At 51.9% G+C, this 588-nt stretch carries 1 protein-coding gene; it reads right to left on the reverse strand.

The window, feature by feature from the left end:
• The coding region (locus RRY12_13285; protein MEG2185648.1) for a hypothetical protein at window positions 1-588 on the reverse strand (588 nt) is incomplete at both ends.

Genomic DNA, 588 nt, shown 5'->3' on the forward strand with positions numbered 1-588 from the left:
TGTACTTGGCCGCAAGCTCCTTTACCTCTGTTTTCAAGACGTCCTTCTTGTTGCTTACGTCTGTCGTTCCGTTGAATATTTTTATATCTGTTACGGTATAGTCGGTTCCCTGGCTGATGTAAAAGAGCACCGGCCCGGCGTAGAGGTCGCCGGAGGTAGTGCCTTGCTTGCCGGGGGCGTTGAAAAGGCCCAGCTCTATTTCGACCTTGTGCTCCTTGTTTTTGTATTCGGAGGTGAAGGAGGTTTTCAGTATGTAGTTTTTGTCGTCGGAGGCGACATCAGATTTCGGCATCGAAAACGACAGTTCTTTTATGTGCTCGGAGCCTTCAAACGGAAAATCGCCGTCCTTATTCCTTTCCGTCACGGCGCCGTTTGAGAGGAAGATGTAGTGTTCGTTTTGCTCCGCCGTGGCTGGCACGTCGTTCAATATCTTTATCGTTGCTATCTTGTTGCTTTGGCCGTCATATCGAAGCGGCACGTTGTTTATGTCGGAGGCGCATCGGCGGTAAAAGGCGTCGGCGGTGTAGCGCGCGTCGTTGATGGCGACGCCCGCGGCTTCGGCTATGTCGTAAATATTGAGCGACTGCC

Source organism: Cloacibacillus sp. (genome assembly GCA_036655895.1).
Lineage (GTDB): Bacteria > Synergistota > Synergistia > Synergistales > Synergistaceae > JAVVPF01.